General features: G+C 65.8%; 15 protein-coding genes. 9 read left to right on the plus strand and 6 right to left on the minus strand.

What is annotated here, in order from left to right; all coding sequences use genetic code 11:
* Positions 1-18 precede the first annotated feature (18 nt).
* The gene (locus HD883_RS18760; RefSeq protein ID WP_179582661.1) at positions 19-1,050 is read left to right on the plus strand and encodes a 2Fe-2S iron-sulfur cluster-binding protein; all 1,032 of its coding nucleotides are present in this window, start codon (positions 19-21) and stop codon (positions 1,048-1,050) included.
* Positions 1,051-1,079: 29 nt separating this feature from the next.
* Here HD883_RS18760 and HD883_RS27755 read toward each other — a convergent pair whose 3' ends face one another.
* The 3 genes from HD883_RS27755 to HD883_RS18775 all read right to left on the minus strand — a co-directional run bounded on the left by HD883_RS27755 (position 1,080) and on the right by HD883_RS18775 (position 4,461).
* Positions 1,080-2,387, minus strand: a complete 1,308-nt coding sequence (locus HD883_RS27755) for an LVIVD repeat-containing protein (RefSeq protein ID WP_179582659.1) — start codon at positions 2,385-2,387, stop codon at positions 1,080-1,082.
* 51 nt (positions 2,388-2,438) lie between these two features.
* Positions 2,439-3,362: an amidohydrolase family protein gene (locus HD883_RS18770; RefSeq protein ID WP_179582657.1), complete on the minus strand. Its 924-nt coding sequence runs from the start codon at positions 3,360-3,362 to the stop codon at positions 2,439-2,441.
* A 121-nt stretch (positions 3,363-3,483) separates the two neighbouring features.
* Complete coding sequence (locus tag HD883_RS18775; RefSeq protein ID WP_179582655.1) at positions 3,484-4,461, minus strand: Bug family tripartite tricarboxylate transporter substrate binding protein; 978 nt, start codon at positions 4,459-4,461, stop codon at positions 3,484-3,486.
* Positions 4,462-4,647: 186 nt separating this feature from the next.
* On the opposite strand from HD883_RS18775, the gene HD883_RS18780 reads away from it, so the two are divergent.
* Positions 4,648-6,123 (plus strand): amino acid racemase, encoded by a 1,476-nt coding sequence (locus HD883_RS18780; RefSeq protein ID WP_179582653.1) that lies wholly within the window; start codon positions 4,648-4,650, stop codon positions 6,121-6,123.
* A 14-nt stretch (positions 6,124-6,137) separates the two neighbouring features.
* On the opposite strand, the gene HD883_RS18785 is transcribed toward HD883_RS18780, so the two are convergent.
* Entirely contained in the window at positions 6,138-6,551 is a 414-nt protein-coding gene (locus HD883_RS18785) for a MarR family winged helix-turn-helix transcriptional regulator (protein WP_179582651.1), read from the minus strand.
* Positions 6,552-6,835: 284 nt separating this feature from the next.
* On the opposite strand from HD883_RS18785, the gene HD883_RS18790 reads away from it, so the two are divergent.
* Together HD883_RS18790 and HD883_RS18795 are read left to right on the plus strand one after the other, a co-directional pair.
* Positions 6,836-7,180: a hypothetical protein gene (locus tag HD883_RS18790; protein ID WP_179582649.1), complete on the plus strand. Its 345-nt coding sequence runs from the start codon at positions 6,836-6,838 to the stop codon at positions 7,178-7,180.
* A 70-nt stretch (positions 7,181-7,250) separates the two neighbouring features.
* Positions 7,251-8,948, plus strand: coding sequence for a methyl-accepting chemotaxis protein (locus HD883_RS18795; protein ID WP_179582647.1), 1,698 nt, complete (start codon positions 7,251-7,253; stop codon positions 8,946-8,948).
* 18 nt (positions 8,949-8,966) lie between these two features.
* Here the strand turns inward: HD883_RS18795 and HD883_RS18800 are convergent, their stop codons facing one another.
* Positions 8,967-10,076, minus strand: a complete 1,110-nt coding sequence (locus HD883_RS18800) for an aldo/keto reductase (protein WP_179582645.1) — start codon at positions 10,074-10,076, stop codon at positions 8,967-8,969.
* Positions 10,077-10,246: 170 nt separating this feature from the next.
* Here HD883_RS18800 and sctB point away from each other — a divergent pair, with 170 nt between their 5' ends.
* On the plus strand, positions 10,247-10,798 hold the full coding sequence (gene sctB / locus HD883_RS18805) for a type III secretion system translocon subunit SctB (RefSeq protein ID WP_179582643.1): 552 nt from the start codon (positions 10,247-10,249) through the stop codon (positions 10,796-10,798).
* Here the strand turns inward: sctB and HD883_RS18810 are convergent.
* A complete protein-coding gene (locus HD883_RS18810; RefSeq protein ID WP_179582641.1) occupies positions 10,795-11,769 on the minus strand; it encodes a LysR family transcriptional regulator in 975 nt (324 codons plus the stop codon). The two genes, sctB and HD883_RS18810, sit on opposite strands and share 4 nt — an antisense overlap.
* A 160-nt stretch (positions 11,770-11,929) precedes the next feature.
* Between HD883_RS18810 and HD883_RS18815 the strand changes: the two genes are divergently transcribed.
* The 4 genes from HD883_RS18815 (at position 11,930) to HD883_RS18830 (ending at position 16,787) form a co-directional block, all read left to right on the plus strand.
* Positions 11,930-13,612, plus strand: coding sequence for a GMC family oxidoreductase (locus HD883_RS18815; RefSeq protein WP_179582639.1), 1,683 nt, complete (start codon positions 11,930-11,932; stop codon positions 13,610-13,612).
* A gap of 53 nt (positions 13,613-13,665) precedes the next feature.
* Positions 13,666-15,612, plus strand: coding sequence for a hybrid sensor histidine kinase/response regulator (locus HD883_RS18820; protein ID WP_306455858.1), 1,947 nt, complete (start codon positions 13,666-13,668; stop codon positions 15,610-15,612).
* Positions 15,613-15,750: 138 nt separating this feature from the next.
* Positions 15,751-16,104 carry a DUF1428 domain-containing protein gene (locus tag HD883_RS18825; RefSeq protein WP_179582637.1) on the plus strand — a complete coding sequence of 118 codons (354 nt, stop codon included), beginning with the start codon at positions 15,751-15,753 and terminating at the stop codon, positions 16,102-16,104.
* A 143-nt stretch (positions 16,105-16,247) separates the two neighbouring features.
* Positions 16,248-16,787: a hypothetical protein gene (locus HD883_RS18830; protein ID WP_179582635.1), complete on the plus strand. Its 540-nt coding sequence runs from the start codon at positions 16,248-16,250 to the stop codon at positions 16,785-16,787.
* The last annotated feature ends 84 nt before the right edge of the window (positions 16,788-16,871 follow it).

Below are 16,871 nucleotides of genomic sequence, written 5' to 3' on the forward strand. Positions count from 1 at the left end.
TTTATCTTTGAGACTCTCATGGCACACACCATCCAGATCGCCGATCACGGCATTGCGTTCGCCGCCGATCCGTCGCGCTCGGTGCTCGACAACGCACTGGCCGCCGGCTACGAGATCCCGTATTCCTGTCGCAGCGGCATCTGCGGCAGTTGCCGCGGCAAGGTCATTGCGGGCGACGTACGCGGCGGCAGCGGCGTGGGCGTGCTGGGCGACGACGAACGTCGCGAAGGCCACGTATTGCTGTGTCAGGCGCAGGCCTGTTCCGACCTGACCCTCGCGGTGCGGGACATCGAAAAGCGCAATCCCGACGCCACCAGATCCATCAAGGCCAAGGTCCACAAACTGACGCAGGCGGCCCCCGACGTGACGATCGTGCACCTGCGCTTTCCGGCGGGCACCAAGGTGCGCTTTAAGGCTGGCCAGTACCTGCACGCGCGGCTGGAAGACGGCACCGTGCGGCACTATTCGATGGCCAATCCGCCGCAGCAGAATGACGGCGTCGAGCTGCATATCCGTCATGTGGCGGGCGGTCGTTTCACCGCGCACCTGGCAGGCGAGATGCAGGTGGGCCACACGCTGGACGTGACCCTGCCGTTCGGCGACTTTACGGTGCGTGATGCCACCGGCAAGCCCATGATCCTGCTGGCCAGCGGCACCGGCTTTGCACCGGTCAAGGCGATGGTTGAAGACGCCATCAAACGCAAGGCGACCCGGCCCATGACGCTGTACTGGGGCGCGCGCAAGGCCCCCGATGTGTACCTGGCGGACCTGCCCGCGAAGTGGGCGCAGAAGCATTCGTGGTTCACGTTCGTGCCGGTGCTGTCGGAAGGGGATGGTGTGCCGGGCCACCGCACCGGCTTCGTTCACCAGGCCGTGCTGGACGACCACGCCAGCCTGGCCGGACACGAGGTCTATGCCTGCGGATCACCCGCCATGATCCAGGCCGCGCGGCAGGCCTTCGTGGACGAACGCGGCCTGCCACGCGACGCCTTCTTCTGCGACGCGTTCGTGCCGGCAGTGATGCCCGACGAGGTGTTCACGCCGGCGTGATCACGGGCTGCGTATCGGTGCGCGCGCCCTTATCGAGCATGCTCAAGAATGTCGAACCCGGCGTACCGGTCCACCATGTAGATCCGGTTGTCATCGTCAACGAAAACGTCATTGGTCTGGGGCGCGGCGCGGCCCTCGGCCGGGTCCGGAATGAAGTAGCCTACTTCGCGCGGTGACATCGGGTCGGCCACGTCCACCACCCGCAAGCCGCCCGCGAACCACGCGCAATACACCATCGTGCCGCGGCGCTGTTCCTGGAACTGATGGGCACCAAACCGTCCGGGCGTCGCGCGGCTCCACGGCGAATCCAGCTCGCTCACCTCGTAGCTCGACAGCGCCTTGATGTTGGCCGGGTCCGTCACGTCCATCACCCACAGACAGCCATGCGGCCGGCCTTTGCGGCGGTCCAGTTCCTCGGCATCGTGCGCATGGTCTTCCTCGTCGATCGCCAGTGCAATGCGCCGTCCGCCTATCGGCTTTTCCAGCGGCATGAAGGTATGCGACGGTTCGGGGAAGGGCGGATGATAGTTGTACATGCCCAGGGTCGTGGGCTTGGTGATGTCGCGAATGTCGATGATCCCGACCCCGCCATGCCACAGGCCCGCCCACAACTCGTCGCCATACCGCAGCGCATGATGCAGCCGGGTGCGGCGGCCATTCCACGTGGGCGTTTCGCCGCCCGCCAGGTGCTGGCCCGGAATCCACCAGCGCGAGACTTCCTGCGGCGTTGAGGGATTGCGGATGTCATAGATCACCAGGATGTTGCCGATATAGCCGGCCATTTCCGTAGAGATATACGCATAATTTTCGTCCATGTCGAAACGGTGCACGCCAATCCCGCCGGTCTTCTGATGACACAGCAGGCGAGGGCGGGTCTTGTCCGACACGTCATAGATCTTGAAGCCGCCGCGATCGTACGGCTGCTTTTCGGCCGCCTCGACCGCGGGGATATCCACCTCGCGCACGTTCAGCGCATCCGCCAGTTCGGCGTGTGTCGCGTCCCGGCCCAGGCGATCGCGCAGCTTGATCCGCAGCCCCGGCAATTCGTCCGCCTTGCGCCCGATCAGCGTCATGTTGCGTTCGTTGTTCACGATCATGATGTCGCCCACCACGCGCGCCTTGTGGGTGTGCGATTCCGGATCGTCCAGCATGATCTGGCTGACGATGCGCGGGTTGCGCGGGTCCGACACGTCCAGGATGCTGGTGCCCAGCCCGGCCTTGTTCGGGATGTGACCCACATAGGCATGGTGACCCTGCACGGTCACCTGGCCCGCGCCGGGCAGCTCCAGGCGCGACAGGCGGTTGATGTTCTGCGTAAGCGGCGGGTGGGCGGACACGGTGAACTCCTGGATAAGCCAAGGCTAGGGAATCAAAGCGGGGCGCCGCCTTCAGGGCAGCGGCGGAAAGTCATAAAGCCTGGCGGGGTTGTCGACCAGCACCCGCCGCCGCAGGGCCGCATCGGGCGCCCAGGCGTGCAACAGGTCCAGCAGATCGCCGTCATTGGGCATGTCGCGCTTGACCATCACGTGCGGCCAATCGCTGCCCCACACAACCCGGTCGGGCGCCGCCTTGAGCAGGTCATCGGCCAGCGGCTGGATATCGGCATGCGGCATCGCGCCGGCCGAAATGCGGTAGGGCCCGGTCAGCTTCACCCACGCGCGGCCTCGCGACATCAGGTCCAGCAAGCCTTGGAACGCAGGCGTCTCCACCTTCGCACCGGGCGCCATATAGCCCAGGTGGCCGAACACCAGCTGCACCGGCAGGTTGCCCAGCGAGGTCGCCAGATCCGGAAAAGCATCGACATGCATCAGCAGTTCCAGATGCCAGCCCAGCGGCGCGATGCGGTCGGCCAGGGCGCGCACGTCATCCATCGGCAGTTCACCCTTGCCGGTCTTGCGGTCCACGATGTTGACGCGCACGCCGCGCACGCCAGCCGCATGCATGGCCTGCAGCGCGTCCGCCTCCATCGCGTCATCGATCACCGCCACGCCGCGAAACGCCTCGCCCCCTTCCTGCAACGCCGCCATCAGCACCGCGTTGTCACTGCCGTACACGCTCGGCTGCACCAGCACCGCGCGCGTCATGCCCAGCACACTGAGCATCGACCGGTAGGTGGGCAGCAGCGCATCGGGCGGGGTGTAGATGCGGTCGGGGGAATAGGCATGGCGGTCGCCCGGCCCGCAGATATGGGCGTGGCAGTCACAGCTGCCGGCGGGAACGGCGAAGGCGGGTGGCCGTGGAGAGGGATCGGGCGCCGCGCACAGGGGCGCACCTTGTCGGGTCGGGTCGGAAGAGGGCGCTTGGTTTGACATGGAGGGAGGCGTGGGCGTAGGCATGGGCAGGAAGTCCAGGGCAGGCAGTCGCGGGGAAATGTCCGGCTCAGATCATGCACCGATTTGGCGCGACTGGGTCAGCTCGCTGCGGAATCCCTCTTCATTCCACGAACGCGCCCGAATCCTGCACCAGCCGCGTCCACTTGGGCGTTTCGGACCGGATGAACGACGCAAACGCTTCCGGCGTACCCGGCGCGGCATCCACCCCCAGCTCGCGAAACTGCGCCCGCACCTCCGGACTATTGAGCGCGCTCACCATCACCTGATTCATCCGCTGGATGATCGCCGGCGGCGTGCCCGCCGGCACCACGATCCCGTGCCAGCTTTCCGCCACGAACTGCGGCATGCCCGCCTCCACCATCGTCGGCACCTGCGGCAACTCATCCATCCGTTTGGGCCCCGTCACCGCCAACGCCCGCAGCCGCCCCTGGTTGATATACGGCAGTGCCGACGCTGACGTGGCGAACATCATCTGCACCTGCCCGGCAATCAGATCCGTCAACGCCGGCTGCGCGCCCTTGTACGGCACATGCTCCAGCGTCAGCCCCGCCGACGTCTTGAACCATTGCCCCACCAGATGCGCCGCGGCGCCCGCGCCCGACGACGCGTAATTGAGCTCGCCCGGTTTCGCCTTGATCAGCGCGACCAGCTCCTGGACGGACCGGGCCGGAACGTTGCTGTTCACAACCAATATGCTCGGCTGCACCGCCACCAGCCCGACCGCATCGAAATCCTTGTCGGGATCGAACGGCAGCGTCTTGTACAGCGCCGCATTGGTCGACAGGATCGAGTTGTTGCCGAACAGCCAGGTGTAGCCATCCGGCGCACTCTTGGCCACCGCCGCCGCCGCAATGTTGCCGCCCGCACCGGGCCGGCTCACCACCACCACCGTCTGCCCCAGCGCATCGCCCATCTTCTTGCCCACCAGCCGCGCCAGCACATCACTCGGCCCGCCGGGCGTGAACCCCACCACCAGATTGATCGGCTTGTCGGGCCAGACCTTGTCCGTCTGCGCCGCCGCGGGGGCGACGATGAACAGCACGGCAGCGATCGCTGCCATCAGGCGTTGCATGACCATGCGTGTCTCCAGACCGCCGATGCGTCGGCATGTTTCCGGTCCGCAGTCTTGCGCCGCGGATGCGACACAGTGTGGGCAAAGTGGATGACATCAGCAACGACTTACGGTGAACAGTGTGTTCACGGAATCGGCGTGGTCAGGTCCGGGTAGACTGCACCCATCCCCGATGCTTCCCGACACCCCGCCATGCTCCCACCCACCGACCCCGCCGCCAACACCTTCCTGGGCATCATCGGCGGGCTGGGGTCGTTGGCGGGCGCGGACCTGTTCCTCAAACTGGTCAAGAGCCAGCCAGTGCTGGCGGACCAGGGCAGGTACCACTTTCTGTTTGAACAGCATCCGTTCAAGGATGTGGCGGTGCCGCTCACGGCCCACGCGAGCATGACGTCGCGCAAGTTCTATGTGTTCCAGGTCTGCCAGTCCTTCCAGGCCCGCCAGGTGGACGCGGTGCTGCTGCCGTGCTTTGCGACGCACACCTTCCGTGACGAGCTCCAGGCGGAACTCGGCATCGGCCTGGTCGACATGATGGCGGGCCTGCGCGAACACGTGGACCGCAGTCCGCTGCAGCCCACCTGCCTGGGCGTGCTGACGTCGGACTACGTGCGCCAGAGCAAACTGTTCGAACGCTACTTCGGTGACCGCTACACGTTGGTGTACCCGGCCGCCGCTGCGCAGGAACACCTGATGGACGCGGTCTATGGCGCGCAGGGCATCAAGGCGGGGCACCTGGAGGGGCCGGCGCTGGAATATGTGGAAAGCGCAAGCCTGGACGTGATGGGGCAGGGCGCCGAAATGGTGTTGCCGGGCATGACGGAACTGTCCTTGGTCAGCCCGTCTTTGCAGCAGCGCGGGGTGCCGTGTGTCGACGTCAACGCGGTGTATGCCGACTATGCCACCCGGTCACGCACGGCGGCCGCGCCGGCGCCGTTCAAGCTGGGCATCGTGGGCGGCATCGGGCCGGCCGCGACCGTGGACTTCATGGGGAAGGTGGTGAAGCACACGCCCGCGGGGCGCGATCAGGACCACATCAAGATGGTGGTCGAACAGAACCCGCAGATCCCCGATCGCACGGCGCACCTGCTGCATCAGGACGCCGACCCCAGCGTTGCGCTGTATGCGACCTGCAAGCGGCTGGAGAGCGAAGGTGCGCATGCCATTGCCATTCCATGCAACACGGCGCACGCGTTCGTTGAGCGGATCGAGCCGCATCTGACCATCCCGATCATCAACATGTTGACCGAGACCGTGGCCTACATCCGCCGCGTGCATGGCGCGGAGAGTCCGGTTGGCCTGCTGGCGACGGCGGGCACGGTGGCCAGCCGGGTGTATCACGAAGCCGCCGATGCGGTCGGCCTGCAGCTGATCGTGCCCGACCCCGCGCACCAGGACCTGGTGACGAGCGCCATCTATGGCGAGCAGGGCGTCAAAGCGGGGTGGACTGAAGGGGTGTGCGTCGACCAGCTGATGACGGCTGCCGAGCATCTGGTGCGCCGGGGCGCGCGGGTAGTGATCCTGGGGTGCACCGAACTGCCGCTGATCGCCGCGCATGCCCCGGCCGTGGCGCTGGCCGGGACCACGGTGGCCTTCGTGGACCCCACCACGATCCTGGCGATCCGATGCGTCGCGCTGGCCAAGCCGGCGATGCAGCCTGCATCCGCCTAGTCCGGCGGCATGCCTTATTTGGGCAGCGCGGCCTCGATCTCGGCCACGCGCGCATTCAGCCGGTCGAACATGGCGGCCACGGCGTCGAGTTCTTCATCGGCCATCGTGCCAAACAAGTCTTCTCCGAACCGATAGATGATCGGCAGGATGCGGACCAGCTTCGCGCGTCCTTCATCCGTCAATTCGATCCGCTTCGAGCGGCGATCCTTCAGGTCGGGCGTTCGCGTGACCAGACCCTTGGTTTCCAGACTGTCGATGGATTCGGTGATTGTGCGCGGCGCAAACGGAAAGGCCGCCATCAGGTCGATCGATCGCGCAGATCCGGCCCGATGGATGAACATCAACATCATCATCCGGGGCAGGGTGGTGCCGTGCGGCGCAAGGATGCGATTGAGCAGCTGCGCGCTTCGGTCATGGAACTCACGCATCGCCCACGCTGCCTTGTCGTACGGCGGCAACTCTGTGAGTATTGGTGGATATTCCAGCAAATTCATATGATATGGTTCTAGCATTATATAGAGTTAGCTGTTTCTTGGTGGGGCCCACGCTGTGTGGCAGGCCGCCAAATAAACGAGCTTCCCGGGGACGGTAACCCAAAACAAATTCTGCGGTGATCGCAGTTTCCGATACTTGCCGTGAGCTACTTATGATCAGTCCCCGCCGCAAACGTCTGCCCTCATCCTTCCGGTCTCGCTCGTGCCTGCCGCGCGCCATGCTGGGAAACGCCGCCGCGACCAGCCCCCACGCGCCCCAGCCCGACATCCAGGAACGCCCGGCGGAACACTCGCGCGCACCGTCCGGCGATGCCGGCAAGCCCGCTACATGCCGTATGCGTAAAAAAAGACATTGGGTCGACGACAAGGTGATGTTCGACTCCGGACGGCTCGACATGATGGAAATTGCCCTGCGCGCGATCCTGGCTTCGAGCCCCGACCGGTCCGCCCTGGTCCACCGGATCCTGGATCACGTGAAGGTGCATACGGACGCGCACGACGGCACATCGCCCGACGCCTATCTGGACGGTTTCAGCCTTCAGGTCACCCGGCTGCTGTACTGATTCTGCGGTTCCCTGCCGGCGTGTTGCCACCCCATGAGAAGGCGGCCGCGGCGTTCTGTCCGAGGTCACCATGAGTGCGATACCCCATCCGGTCCTGTTTGAAGGTCCCCATCCTGGCAAGCGCCGCGCCAGTTCCCGCTTGCGCACCAAGCTGCTGGCCCTGGTCGCCATTGCCGTCATCTTCCTGGCGGGTCTCGAGACGAGCGCGGTCGTTGCTGACCGCAACCAGTTGATCCAGGCCAAGCGCACCGAGATCACATCGGTCGTGCAGAACGCATGGAGCGTGGTCGACCATTTCCATCAACAGGAACTGAAAGGCGAACTGTCGCGTGACGCAGCCCAGCGCGCGGCGGCCAGCGTGCTCAACGACATGCGGTATGGCGGCAGCAACGGCCATGCCGACTACATTTTTGTGCGCAATGCGCAAGGCGATAACGTCGCGCATGGTGGCAACCGGTCGTACGTCGGCACCAATGCGTTTCGGCGCACGGGCGACACTCGCGATCCCGTGGCCGTGATGCAGGAGCAGTTCACGGCCATGCGGGCCAACGGCGGCCAGGCCATCTTCAATGAACAGGCCATCCGGCCGGGCGCCACCGCGCACATCGACAAGCTCAACGCCTACAAGATCTTCGAGCCCTGGAAATGGTCGATCGGAACGGGCGTATTCACGGACGACCTGGACGCCCTGGTGCGCGCGCGCATTATTCGCAGCATCGTCACCGGCATCGTTCTGGTGTTGCTGATGACGGCCATTGGCTGGCTGATCGCGCGGCGCGTGCTGGCCCAGATCGGCGGCGAACCGGCCGATGTGATGGGCGTGATGGCCAGTGCCGCGCGTGGCGACCTGTCGCGCACCTTGCCGGCCGCCCCGGCAGGCAGCCTGCTGTCAGGCTTCTCGACCATGTCGGGCGCCGTGCGCGGCATGATCGCCAAGGTCCGGGACGAAGCGCAGGCCATGAAGGGCGATGCCGAATCGATTGCCGATTCGGTTGAACAGGTGTCGCGTGCATCGGCCGCGCAAAGCGACGCCACCGCGTCCATGGCAGCCGCCGTCGAAGAGCTGACAGTGTCCGTCGCGCACATTTCGCATGCCGCCGCCGAAACCGAAAAGAACTCGGAAAGCGTGGCGCAGAAATGCCGCGACGGCGAAATCCAGGTGACCAGCGCGGCCGACAGCATGCGCCGCATTGCGGGCTCAGTCGAAGATGCGTCCGACAAGATGCGCGGACTGGAAGCCCGTGCGGTCCAGATCAGCACCATTGCGTCGGCCATCAAGGACATCGCCGGCCAGACCAATCTGCTGGCGCTGAATGCCGCAATCGAAGCCGCCCGGGCAGGCGATCAGGGCAGGGGCTTCAGCGTGGTTGCCGACGAAGTGCGCAAGCTGGCCGAGCGCACGGCCTCGGCAACCGTCGAGATCGAAGCCATGGTGGCCAATGTGCAGCGCGAAGCGTCGGACTCGACCCGCACCATGGCGCAGGTGCTGCCGATGGTGGCCGAAGGTTGCGACCTGACGGCGCGGGTGGCCGCGGCCCTGGCCGAGATCCGCCTGAGCGCGGACGGATCCCTGGAGCGGGTGCGGGAAGTGGCCAACGCCACCCGCGAACAATCGGCGGCCAGCACGTCGATCGCCCAGCAGGTGGAAAGCATTGCGCAGATGGTGGAAGAGACCACCGTGGCCATGAGCGAGACGTCACGGTCGGCGCAGGGCATGCGCGACATGGCCGATCGGCTCAGCACCGTGGTGGCCGCGTTCAAGGTGTAGCGCGCCGGGTGTTGCGCCTTACTTCCAGGCCGACACCGCGCTGCCGCCGAACACCGCATGCTGCCGCCCGGCATCGGTGAACAGGCTGTACAGAAAGCGAGTATCAGGCGCGCTGACGGCATCCAGCGCCGCGCGATGCTCCGGTGACAGCACCACGTCCAGCGCCGCGATGTTGTCGGCCACCTGCTCGATCCGGCTCGCCCCCATCAGGGTGGCGCCCACACCGGGCCGTCCGGCCACCCACGCCAGCGCCACGGCGGCCATGCTGTGGCCGGCTTCGCTGGCGACGTTGCGCAGCACGTCGGCAATGCGCCAATTGCGCTCGGTAAACAGCGTGTCGCCAAACGGGTTGGCGCCGTCCAGCCGCTTGTCGGCATCGGGCCGCGCTTGGCCGGCCTGTGCGGCATCGCGAGGCAAACCTGCGGCCCGCGGCGCGGCGCTTTCTACCGTGGCGCGGTCGTACTTGCCGGCAAGGAAGCCAAAGGCCAAGGGGCTCCACGGCACGATGGCCATCCCGGCATCGGCGGCCAGCGGCACGAATTCTTCTTCGATATCCCGATTGGCCAGCGAATAGAAATACTGCAAGGCGATCGGGCGGGGCGCGCCGTGGGCCGCAGCCAGGGCGGCCAGCTTGGCGACGAACCACGCGGGCGCGTTGGAGATGCCCCAGTACCGCGCCTTGCCCGAGCGCACCAGGGCGGTCACGGTTTCCAGCAGTTCTTCCGCGGGCGTGACCGAATCCCACACATGCAGCCAGAACAGGTCGACATGGTCCAACCGCAGCCGGCGCAGCGACGCATCCACTGCGGCATGCACGTGCTTGGCGCCGTTGCCGCCGCGATGCGGTCCGGTCGACGTCGAAAAGCCGGCCTTGGTCGCGATCACCAGGTCGTCGCGATTGTTGCGGTCCGCAACGAAGTTGCCGAGCATGGTTTCGCACTCGCCACCGGAATACACGTCGGCCGTATCGATGAAATTGCCGCCGCCATCCACATAGGCATCGAACACCTTGCGCGACTCGTCCTGCCCGGAGCCCCATCGCGCGGCGCCGAACGTCATGGTGCCCAGCGCAAGCGGGCTGACAGCAAGCCCGGAGCGGCCCAACGCGCGATAGTTCGAGAGCGGCATGGTATTTCCTCGTGACGGATGAGCCCCAGTATGACCGAGTCCCGCCAGCACCACCGTGACAACGCCTGCCTGACTCGACCATCGTGCGTAGGCCATCGACTTTCCGTTGACAGCGCGCGCCGGGCACGAAAGAATCGGGCACCCTTCGCCCATCCGAACTGGAGCACGCCATGTCCGACCACCCGACCCCATTGAACGACGACGAACTTGCCAAGGTCGTCGGAGGCGCGGGCGCCACGCCATCAACCAGGCTGGACGAGACGTCGACGACGGACATGCACAGCGTCATGAAACTGTTTCAGGACGTGGCCCAGCAATCGCGCGATTCCGCGCGCGAAACCCGCAGCGCCGAGATGGCGTCGCAGATCGAGGGACTGAAACAGACGGCCAACGACATGCGCGACACCGCCCATGACCGCATGCAAGCCGCCGTCATGGCCGGCAGCATGAGTATTGCTGGCGGGATGGTGCAGAGCGGTCTGGCCGGACTGGGTTCAAGCCTTTCGTCGGGTAAAGGCGCGATGGCCGATACGTCGCACGATGCGCTCAGCGCCAAGGCGGGGCTCGCTCACGAGGCCACTGCCATGAGTTCGACGCCGCAGCAGGCGGGCGACATGCAGAAGCAGATGATGGATGTGATCAAGGACGTGAAAGACAAGATGTCCGCGATCGAGCAGAGCCGCACGGACACCCTGCGCAACATCTCGCGCGGCGGCGTCTAGGCCAGACCGCCAGGGACCTTGGCCGGAGGTTCCGCATCCGGCCACAGCCCCAGTCCCTCATCCCAGTACGGCGGCTGCCCGAACGCCCCACCCAGAAAGTCCACGAAGGTGTGCACGCACGTGGCCATGGTGGGGTTGGGCAGGTAGGCGGCGTACAGCACCAGATTCGGCAAGGCATGATCCGGTAGCAGCCGTTCCAGCCGGCCCTGCCGCAGCAGGTCGCCCGCGACCATGGACGGCATGGCGCCGATGCCCAGGTCCTGCAGCACGGCCTGCAACACGCCATCGGCATTGTTCGCGCGCAGATTGCCCGTCACACGCACCATCTGCGATCCCGACGGACTGTCGAACATCCATTCCCCCTTGCTGTTGGCGGTCCGCACAATGCAGTTGTGACGGGTCAGATCGTCAGGTGATGCAGGCCGCCCGTGGCGTTCAAGATACGCCGGCGTGGCGCACACCACCTGCCGCAGCGGCAACAGCCGCCGCGCCACGAAGGACAGCAGCCGCGGTTCTTCGGCCTGGCGCACCACGACGTCGGTATTGCCGCTGACCAGGTCGGCAAACTTTTCGCTCAGCTCGAGTTCGATCGACACGTTCGGGTAGCGCTTCAGGAAGCGCGCAATGGCCGGCACCAGATGCAGCCGGCCGAATGACATCGATGCACTCACCTTGACCGTGCCGCCGGGCGCATCGCGAAACTGTTCGAGTTCATGCCGCGCGCCATTGGCATGCGCGATCAGTTCATGACAACGGCGGTGAAAGATCTCGCCCGCCGCGGTCAGGCCGACACGCCGCGTGGTGCGGTTCACCAGCTTCACCCCCAGCGTGCGTTCCAGATCCGCAATGTGTTTGCTGACCAGCGCCTTGGACAGGTCGAGCTTGGCCGCGGCGCGCGAAAAGCTGCCCAGATCGGCAACCGCCGCGAAGGTGACGAATTCGTTCAGATCCAGCATGACGGCAGGCGGCAATCAGGAAAGCGCCTAACGTAGCGCAAGCGGCTCCACGGCGATACGTGGTTTCCCCGATCCTTGATGTGCGCGGAGTGGCCTGGGGCATACCCTAGCCGGGGCAATCCACCGCTCAGCACCTGATATCGTCGCCGGGATCCCTTTCATCCGGCGACCCTTCATGACCGACTCCGCAGCGTTCGACTACATCATCATCGGTGCGGGGTCGGCCGGGTGCCTGCTGGCCAATCGGCTCAGCGCCGACCCGGAATGCCGCGTGCTGCTGATCGAAGCGGGGTCCAACGACAACTACCACTGGATCCACATTCCGGTGGGCTACCTGTATTGCATCGGCAATCCGCGCACCGACTGGCTCTATGCCACCGAACCCGATGCCGGCCTGAACGGCCGCAGTCTGCGCTACCCGCGCGGCAAGACGCTGGGCGGATGTTCGAGCATCAACGGCATGATCTACATGCGCGGCCAGGCACGCGATTACGACGGGTGGTCGCGGGCCACCGGTGACGACGCCTGGCGATGGGACCACGTGCTGCCCGCCTTCATGAAGCACGAAGACCACTACCGGGGCGCCAACGCGATGCATGGCGCGGGCGGCGAATGGCGCATCGAAAAACAGCGCCTGCGCTGGGACATCCTGGATGCCTTTGCCAAGGCGGCCGAACAGGCCGGCATTCCCGCTTCCGATGACTTCAATCAAGGCGACAACGAAGGGGTCGGCTACTTCGAAGTCAACCAGAAGAATGGCTGGCGATGGAACACGGCCAAGGCATTCCTGCGGCCGATCTGCATGCAGCGCCGCAACTTCACCTTGTGGACACGCACGCATGTGCAGGGCCTGACCATGGCGACGCAGGCCGATGGCAGTTCGCGCTGCACCGGCGCGACCGTGGTGCGGGATGGCCGCCGGATGGACGTGACCGCCCGGCATGAGGTCGTGCTGTCGGCCGGCAGCATCGGGTCGCCGCATCTGCTGCAACTGTCGGGGCTGGGGCCCGCGGCCTTGCTGGCCCGGCATGGCGTCACGCCGCGGCACGATCTGCCCGGTGTCGGCGCCAACCTGCAGGACCACCTGCAGATCCGCGCGGTGTTCACACTGCGCAATACGCGCACGCTGAACACGCTGGCGTCGACCTGGTGGGGCAAGGCGCGTATCGGCCTGGAGTACTCCTTGCACCGTACGGGTCCGATGAGCATGGCGCCGAGCCAGCTGGGCGCATTCACGCGCAGTTCGCCCGACCAGCCCCATCCCAATCTGGAATTCCATGTGCAGCCGCTCAGCCTGGATGCGTTTGGCGAGCCGCTGCACCGCTTCGATGCCTTTACCGCGAGCGTGTGCAATCTGAATCCGACCAGCCGTGGCACCGTCACCTTGCGCAGTCCGCGCGCGAGTGATGCGCCGGCCATTGCGCCCAACTATCTCAGCACGCCGGAAGATCGCAAGGTTGCGGCCGATTCGTTGCGGGTGACGCGGCGCATCGTTGCGCAGCCCGCGCTGGCGCCCTTTACGCCCGAGGAATTCAAGCCCGGCTTGCAGTATCAATCGGACGAGGCGCTGGCCACCCTGGCAGGAGACATCGCCACCACCATCTTCCACCCGGTGGGCACCTGCCGCATGGGCCGTCTGGATGACCTGAACGCCGTCGTGGATGCGCGGCTGCGGGTGCGGGACGGCCGCGGTGGCGTGGTCGCGGGACTGCGTGTGGTGGACGCCAGCATCATGCCGACCATCGTCAGCGGCAACACCAATTCGCCCACGTTGATGATCGCCGAGAAGGCCGCCGGCTGGATTCTTGAAGACCGCGTAAAGGCCCTCATCCCGATGCCGGCTCTTTTCACCGCGTAAAGAATCTGTGAGATTATCGGGCGGCCAGGACGCTACGGCGCCGGGCGCACAGCATGACTTCCCCTGATGGAACCGATTTCCCGATGACCAGCCCGCCTCCCCAGACCTTGCGCGATCTCGCGGAGTCCGAACGTATCCGCCTGCTTGTAGACGGCGTGACCGACTATGCGATCTACATGCTGGATCCCGATGGCTACGTCAGCAGCTGGAACCTGGGCGCGCAACGCTTCAAGGGCTACCTGCCGCAGCAGATCATCGGCCAGCATTTTTCGGTGTTCTATACCGATGAAGACCGGGCCAGCGGACTGCCCGCCCGGGCGCTGACCATCGCACGCGAAACGGGCCGCTTCGAATCCGAAGGCTGGCGTGTCCGCCGCGACGGCACGCGCTTCTGGACCAGCGTGGTGATAGATGCAATTCGCAACGATCAGGGCGTCCTGATCGGCTACGGCAAGATCACGCGCGACATCACCGACCGCAAGACGGCGCAGGACGCGCTGCGCCAAAGCGAAGACCAGTTCCGCCGCCTGGTGCAGGGCGTGACCGACTACGCCATTTACATGCTGTCGCCCGAAGGCGTGGTGACGAACTGGAACCAGGGCGCGGAACGCATCAAGGGCTACAGTTCGACCGAAGCCATCGGCATGCATTTTTCGCGCTTCTACGCCGAAGCGGATCGTGACGACGGCGTGCCGGGACGCAGCCTGGCGCTGGCGGCGCGCGAAGGCCGCTATGAGCAGGAAGGCTGGCGCGTGCGCAAGGACGGCACCCGCTTCTGGGCGCACGTGGTGGTCGACGCCATTCGCGAGAATGGCGAGCTGGTCGGCTTTGCAAAAGTGACGCGCGACGTGACCGAACGCAAGCTGGCCGCTGAAGCCCTGGAGCGCGCCAACACCGCCCTGTTCCAGGCGCAAAAGATGGAAGCGATCGGCCAATTGACCGGCGGCATCGCCCATGACTTCAACAACCTGTTGTCGGTCGTGTCGAACAGCCTGGAAGTGCTGGCCACCCGCCTGCATGAACATGCCGACATGCGCATCCTGGACGCCATGCGGCGCGCCGTGGACCGCGGCGCCACGCTCACCCAACAGTTGCTGTCATTCGCGCGGCAGCAGCCGCTGAAGGTCGACACGCATGATCTGAACACCGTCATTCGCGGCTTCGAATCGGTGCTGCAGCGCGCCGGAAATTCATCAGTACGCTTCGATCTGGACCTGGCGCCGCAACTGCGCCCGGTACTTGTCGACGCCGCGCGCTTCGAAGCCGCACTGCTGAATCTGGTCGTCAATTCGCGCGACGCCATGCCCGAAGGCGGCGAACTGATTGTCTCCACGACCGATGTGGACCTTGCCGACCATGCGGTGGGACGTCTGCCGGCCGGTCCGTACGTGCAGGTATCCGTGCGCGACACCGGGGCGGGCATGCCGCCGGACGTGGCCGCGCGCGCCTTCGAACCGTTCTTTACGACCAAGGCCGTGGGCAAGGGGACCGGCCTGGGCCTGAGCCAGGTGTATGGCTTCTTTGCGCAGTCGGGCGGCGACATCGTGCTGGACACCCGGCCCGGCCAGGGCACCACCGTGACCGCCTACCTGCCCGCGATCGCCGGAGACACCCCGGCCGACACCGATGGAAACGGCGACAGCAACGTCGAAACCGTGCTGCTGGTGGACGACGAACCCGACGTCATGGACGCCGCGGCGGAACTGCTGCGCAGCATCGGCTACGCGGTGATCACGGCCAGCAACGGGCCCGACGCCCTGGAACTGCTGCGCCGCCGCAATGACATTGACATCCTGTTCACCGACGTGGTGATGCCGCAGGGCATGAGCGGTATCGAGCTGGCGCGGCTCACCCTCGACATCGCACCCGGCGTGAAAGTGGTGCTGGCATCGGGCTACCCGCTGCCGGCCCTGAAGAACGATTTCGACGACCTCGACCAGTTTGCGTTCATTAACAAACCCTATCGGCTGGCGGACCTGGCCCGGAAGCTTCGGGCGTGATGACCGACTGTCGGGATGGCTTGGTGACGTGGGGTGTCGATCCGGCGGGTTCCCGATCGTCGAAGGGGTAGGCAGACGCACTGCGTCTGTCACGCCGGGGCACGTGCCGCCGGCGCCTTCCTTGCATCAGGAGACGTCATGAACTACATCGATGGATTCGTAGCCGCCGTACCCAACGCCAATCGCGAGCAATACATTGCCCACGCCACACGGGCCGCCGAAGTCTTCAAGGAGTTCGGCGCGCTGCAGGTGGTGGAGTGCTGGGGGGACGACGTGCCCGAAGGCAAGCTGACCTCATTCCCCATGGCGGTGAAGCGGGGCGACGACGAGACGGTCGTGTTTGCGTGGATCGTGTGGCCGTCCAAGACGGTGCGGGACGTCGGCATGGACAAGGTGATGAACGACCCCCGGCTGCAGTCGGACCTGGAACCCATGCCGTTCGATGGCAAGCGGATGATCTATGGTGGGTTCCAGGTCGTGGTGGATGCTTGAGTCGCCGCCATGAAGACCAGGCGTGACGACGGCTACACTGGGCGGATTGTCCCTGACTCAGGGACGCCGTTGCTCAGTGCTTCGCGACAGGTCCCCGCCACAGGGCCTTTGCGCGATGCCGCGATTCCGTCGTCCCGCTTTGCATGAAACCTCAAGACATCCTGCTGCTGCTCAAACTCGTCAGCATCCAGACGCCTGAACGCGACGACTGGACCGACCCCACCCTGATCGCCCTGCACAGCGTGCGGGCGCTGGCCCAGGCCACCGGCATCAGCAAATCCGAAGTCGCCTTGTCCTTGCAGCGCAGCCTTGCCAATGGCTTGGCCAGGCGGGATGTGCGCACGGACATCCCGCTGGCGGTCCGGCCGGCACTGATCGAATTCCTGACGCACGGGCTGCGTTATGTCTACCCAGCGGCCCCAGGTTCGTTAACGCGCGGCATGATCACCGGGGGTGCTGCGGTGCCGGGGCCGGCGCGGTTGACGACAGGGGATGCCCTGGCGCCGGTCTGGCCCGACCCGGCAGGGCGGGGCGGCGGCCCCGCCGTGTTGCCCTTGTTCTGGTCCGCGCCCGAGGCAGCCCGGGCCGATGCCCGGCTGTACGCCCTGCTGGCCGCCGTGGACGGCGTCAGGCTAGGTGAGCCGGACGCCGCGAACCGGTTGGTCGCCGTGATGGCAGGGTAACTGGCTCAGGGTGGGATCAGAGGCCGGACCCGATTAGCCTTGGCGCGCCAGGCACGCCGGGCCGCCCGGTTCAGCCTTCCTTCG

Source organism: Pigmentiphaga litoralis, assembly GCF_013408655.1.
GTDB lineage: Bacteria > Pseudomonadota > Gammaproteobacteria > Burkholderiales > Burkholderiaceae_B > Pigmentiphaga > Pigmentiphaga litoralis_A.

Bases quoted from the DNA above. Each gene is read 5' to 3' on its own strand.
- HD883_RS18795 (WP_179582647.1), top strand. From the start codon at position 7,251: ATGAGTGCGATACCCCATCCGGTCCTGTTTGAAGGTCCCCATCCTGGC.
- HD883_RS18775 (WP_179582655.1), bottom strand. From the start codon at position 4,461: ATGGTCATGCAACGCCTGATGGCAGCGATCGCTGCCGTGCTGTTCATC.
- HD883_RS18790 (WP_179582649.1), top strand. From the start codon at position 6,836: ATGCTGGGAAACGCCGCCGCGACCAGCCCCCACGCGCCCCAGCCCGAC.
- HD883_RS18785 (WP_179582651.1), bottom strand. From the start codon at position 6,551: ATGCGTGAGTTCCATGACCGAAGCGCGCAGCTGCTCAATCGCATCCTT.
- HD883_RS18770 (WP_179582657.1), bottom strand. From the start codon at position 3,362: ATGTCAAACCAAGCGCCCTCTTCCGACCCGACCCGACAAGGTGCGCCC.
- HD883_RS18800 (WP_179582645.1), bottom strand. From the start codon at position 10,076: ATGCCGCTCTCGAACTATCGCGCGTTGGGCCGCTCCGGGCTTGCTGTC.
- HD883_RS18830 (WP_179582635.1), top strand. From the start codon at position 16,248: ATGAAACCTCAAGACATCCTGCTGCTGCTCAAACTCGTCAGCATCCAG.
- HD883_RS18760 (WP_179582661.1), top strand. From the start codon at position 19: ATGGCACACACCATCCAGATCGCCGATCACGGCATTGCGTTCGCCGCC.
- HD883_RS18815 (WP_179582639.1), top strand. From the start codon at position 11,930: ATGACCGACTCCGCAGCGTTCGACTACATCATCATCGGTGCGGGGTCG.
- HD883_RS18825 (WP_179582637.1), top strand. From the start codon at position 15,751: ATGAACTACATCGATGGATTCGTAGCCGCCGTACCCAACGCCAATCGC.
- sctB (WP_179582643.1), top strand. From the start codon at position 10,247: ATGTCCGACCACCCGACCCCATTGAACGACGACGAACTTGCCAAGGTC.
- HD883_RS18820 (WP_306455858.1), top strand. From the start codon at position 13,666: ATGACTTCCCCTGATGGAACCGATTTCCCGATGACCAGCCCGCCTCCC.
- HD883_RS18780 (WP_179582653.1), top strand. From the start codon at position 4,648: ATGCTCCCACCCACCGACCCCGCCGCCAACACCTTCCTGGGCATCATC.